Origin of the sequence: Amycolatopsis sp. WAC 04169 (genome assembly GCF_003947535.1) — a bacterium.
In the GTDB taxonomy this organism is placed as follows: domain Bacteria; phylum Actinomycetota; class Actinomycetes; order Mycobacteriales; family Pseudonocardiaceae; genus Amycolatopsis; species Amycolatopsis keratiniphila.
In genome coordinates this window covers 1-725 of record NZ_QHJI01000052.1, presented here as the reverse complement: position 1 = coordinate 725, position 725 = coordinate 1, and the positions used below count along the sequence as shown (strand labels likewise).

Sequence of the window (725 nt, the reverse complement as noted above, 5' to 3'; positions counted from 1 at the left end):
CCGAGGCGGTACCGGCGGCGGCCTGTCTGTCCCGCGTCGCGGACTCCGCCCCCGCGCTGGCCGGCGCCCTCACCGGCGCGCTCGGCGGCGGCGCCTCGGTCCCCGCGTCCTGGCGGGACGCCTGCCGCACCCTGCCCGGCTGCGTACTGCCCCGGCTCACCGGCCCCGACCTGGTCGAGCTGGCCGCCGCCCTGCACGCCACGCAACCGTCCCCACCGGAAGGACGAGCCACCACGCCATGACCCCCACCACCCCGGACCACGGCATCACCGCGCCCCTCGACGAGCGCGTCACCGGCGCCCTCGTCGGCGCGGCCGTCGGCGACGCGCTCGGCGGCCCCGTCGAGGGCTACTCCCCCGAGCAGATCCTCGAACGCCACGGCGGCCGCGTCCACGGCGTCGTCGGCCCCTGGAACGGCGACGCCTGGCGCACCGCCCGCCCCGTCGCGCCGTACCACAAGGGCGACGGCCACGTCACCGACGACACCCTGATGACGCACGCGCTGGTCCGCGTCTACGGCACGGTCCGCGACCACCTCGACGCCTACGCGGTCGCCGAGCACCTGGTCCCGGACCTGATCACGAACCCGCGCTGGATCCCCGAGCGGGAGGCCGAGGCCCTTCCCCTCCAGCGGATCTTCCTCGCCGAGAAGTGGCTGGTCGCACGGATCCACTACGGCCACGTGGACCCGCGCGAGGCCGGCACCGGCAACATCGTCAACTGCG

At 76.3% G+C, this 725-nt stretch carries 1 protein-coding gene and 1 pseudogene; both read left to right on the top strand.

Annotation, left to right across the window (positions count from 1 at the left end; translation table 11 throughout):
- Window positions 1–242: pseudogene (locus tag DMC61_RS40930) on the top strand (hypothetical protein); the annotation flags it as partial.
- Window positions 239–725 (top strand): ADP-ribosylglycohydrolase family protein (locus DMC61_RS40925; RefSeq protein ID WP_148106766.1); only part of this gene is annotated, 487 nt, incomplete at its 3' end. The pseudogene DMC61_RS40930 and the gene DMC61_RS40925, both read left to right, overlap by 4 nt.